Annotated in this window: 1 protein-coding gene and 1 pseudogene; one reads left to right on the top strand and one right to left on the bottom strand. The window is 59.7% G+C overall.

The features are described 5' to 3' along the window. Window positions 1–2,040: 2,040 nt before the first annotated feature. On the top strand, window positions 2,041–2,268 hold the full coding sequence (locus ACF08N_RS37985; RefSeq protein WP_392329259.1) for a hypothetical protein: 228 nt from the start codon (window positions 2,041–2,043) through the stop codon (window positions 2,266–2,268). A gap of 386 nt (window positions 2,269–2,654) precedes the next feature. On the opposite strand, the pseudogene ACF08N_RS37980 reads toward ACF08N_RS37985, so the two are convergent. Beyond that, window positions 2,655–2,882, bottom strand: a pseudogene (locus ACF08N_RS37980) (transposase); the annotation flags it as partial. Window positions 2,883–2,975: the final 93 nt, after the last annotated feature.

Raw genomic sequence — 2,975 nt, 5'->3', positions numbered from 1 at the left:
GCCTGCCTGCCACGATCTGAACGGACCAGAAGATCGGGTCCGGCACACCCTGGCACGCCATCAAACGGCCACACCCCCAACAACGTGACAGCACCCTGCGGACCCCGCCACAGCCGACGCATCCGCGAATGCAGGGCAAGGGAACGCATCGTGGCGACTCGGCCTCTTGCTTCCGGGTCTGCACTCAAATGAAGAGTATCGCTTACCTACGTCATCAGCATTGCCGCGATGATAGATTCACGACAAGCTCGATAGTATATTCGTGGTTTAATTGAAAGAAGGGTGGATGATGCGTCTCGTCAACAGGAGGGCCGCGCTGCTTTCAATCGGATCAGCATGCGCATTGGCCACTCTCGGTGGAGTAACTCCGGCCATGGCGCAACTAGACCCTGGGGATGGTCGGTCACTTGACATCCTACAGAACGGCTTAAGGGTCGGCGAGATTTTTGTTCCCGCGCGACCGAAGAGCGCACAAGAGTATGTTGAACATTGGGTTCTTTATCCTGAATATATTTACCCTGGAGCCAGTCACCCTGACGCCCAGATAACGATTAAGCTGGGATCCTCCGGTTATGTCGACACGAGTGACTTCTTCGCCCGCGTTCCGTTTTTGACAGGCTCCCGATATGTCCGAGTAGACAGCCGGGAGCGCTTCGCCCTCCCCGGTCGCTAAAGAGTCGTAGAAATCATGTAAAAAAAGAAGGAATAGTCGGGAGAATTCACCTTCCTTCGCCTGGGAATCGACACAGGCGTTGGAAGGTTAAAGTAATGTTCCCAGGTTCGAATTGGCATACCGTCCAGGACCTTCCGCAGCGGGCTGACGGCTGGAAGGCCGTCCATGAACGGTACCGGCATTATCGGCGAATGGCATGGGTCGAATACCCATGCCATCCTCGTCAGACGCCGATCTGGATGGCAGCCAGCGGGCTCGAAGTCCTGCAATGAGGCTGCGAAGACACCGCCGGCTGCCAGCGCGATGGACTTATCAGCAGCTCTCGTGAAGTCTCTTCAGCTCCAGTTGGAAAGCATTGGGTCCCAGATGCACTCGGCTCCTTCTGGCAGTGTCGTTGTCTCTAGGTTCAGGAGCGGATGTGGCCTCATCGTGAACGGGGGACTGCAGCTGCTTAGCTCCGGGCAATCGTCAACCGCTTGTTTTCCCGTACATAGCCTGATCGAAAACCGCGAAGCCTTTCGAGCTGCGCTGACTGCTCGCGAGGCTCTTAAGGGTAGCTGACACCTGAGACTAAAGGAGTTTTAACGGAAGGGAACCAAAACCACACCGCGTACGCCTGCGCCCAGACGATTTGATTTCCCGCAGGGAACCAGCCGCTATAGCAACTGGCGCCCGTGCGAGGTGCTATATTCACCCAGTAGTCATTGTTGCATGTGAGGGCTATTTGCCCACTCGGGGTATTGAGCTTGGTTTCGGCCAACCTGACCCGCTCCGTTGTGGAATTCCGGTTGACGAAAACTCCCTGGATGCGGGCGTAGCCGTTCGACCTCTCTATGCATTGCATTGCCCACAAGTTTGCGCCGAAAGGCTCCTGCTCGCCGCATACCACACCACTGTCTACAGCCGCAGCAGATGGCGCAGCAAATAGTCCACTTGCCACCAGGGATGCGGCAGCTAAGGCCATCGTGCCGCGTCTCGCAAAGCGTGAAATCTCCATGATATCAGTCACCTCTCGCTCGGAAACGTCTAAGGGTTCAATAGCTCGTTTCGCTGGAATTCATCTCAGAGGCTCGCGCATCAGGCTTGTTCGGCACGTTATCTAGCCGCCAGTCGGCAGTACATGGGCGGCGATCATTTAGGTAGTGATTGCTTACGACCGCGTGCATGGTTTGGGCAATGCCTTGTTGGGTTGCTTGTCAGCCTGTGAGGAGTCCGATGACGGCTTGGGTGGTGTCGGGCAGGCTGTCCGGTCGGGAGTAGTATCAGGCGAGGGCTCGTGGGTTCTTGAGGTGGGCGATGGCGTGCTCGGTGGGGATGCGTGCCGAGGAGCGCAAAGCGGCCTATTTCGTGGTGGGCCCCATGAGCCATTGGAGATGTTCGAGGTGCCTGCCGCGGCGTTTGCGGTTTATGCGGCTTTCGTCAGAAGTGACGCAGCTGCGTCCGCCGCGGTGGGCGGAGAGCCTGTGAACCCGGATCGCGACCACGTCGGCAAGCGTGCGAAGCCGCAGGCCGCCCTCGATGCGGCCTCCCCGGTCGGTGAGCAAGGGCTGGATATCTCACCGATCGTGCGTGTGATCGTTGAGTGTCCGCTGTAAACCACCAGCACGTCGTGTGTGACACCGTGACCGGGGGGCTAGCGTATCCAAGAACCGGTCGACGCACACCAATTTGTACTTCGCGCTGGCGCTGACTGCCCCGCCGCGGTGGATCGAGCAGCTTTGCACCTCTACGGGCTACTGGTTTGCCGCACCGGCCCCAACTGCGCCACCAGATCAGTAATCATCGCTGGCGACAGCCAGTGGCCTGGTTATGCGAGGGCGTTGGCATGCCCGCCGGCCAGGCGGCGACAAGGCAGTCGCCCGCTTTGCCGGGAGATCTGCTGCGGCCAGCGTAATGTAACTGGCACGCCTAGGCCGTTTCCTTCGGATCATTTTGCTGACCAGATGAAGATGGCGGCGAGGCGGAGTCCGACCGCCACCATCTACCTCGTCTTGTCGTAGCGAGTGGCCAGGCCGCGCCACTGCTTGAGCTTGTTGATGCAGCGTTCGACGGTGTTCCGCTGCTTGTAGGCTTCGCGGTCGAAGGTCGGCAGGCGGCCGCCGAGCCGGCCGAGCCGTTTGCGGTTGGCGGCCTGGTCGGCGGGCTGCGGGATCACCGCCCGGATGCCGGTGCGCCGCAGGGACTGGCGGATCGCCCGGGACGAGTAGGCCTAATGGGACGCGAAGGCTGGTACGCGAGCCCCGATCATGGTCGCGGGTTGGCACCAGTTTTCGGGGCGCGGAGCAAGCCTTTGAGTATGCCC

This window comes from Streptomyces sp. NPDC015127, from assembly GCF_043080095.1.
Taxonomy (GTDB): domain Bacteria; phylum Actinomycetota; class Actinomycetes; order Streptomycetales; family Streptomycetaceae; genus Streptomyces.
The sequence above is the reverse complement of the archived record's forward strand: the minus strand, read 5'-3'. Positions and strand labels throughout refer to the sequence as shown.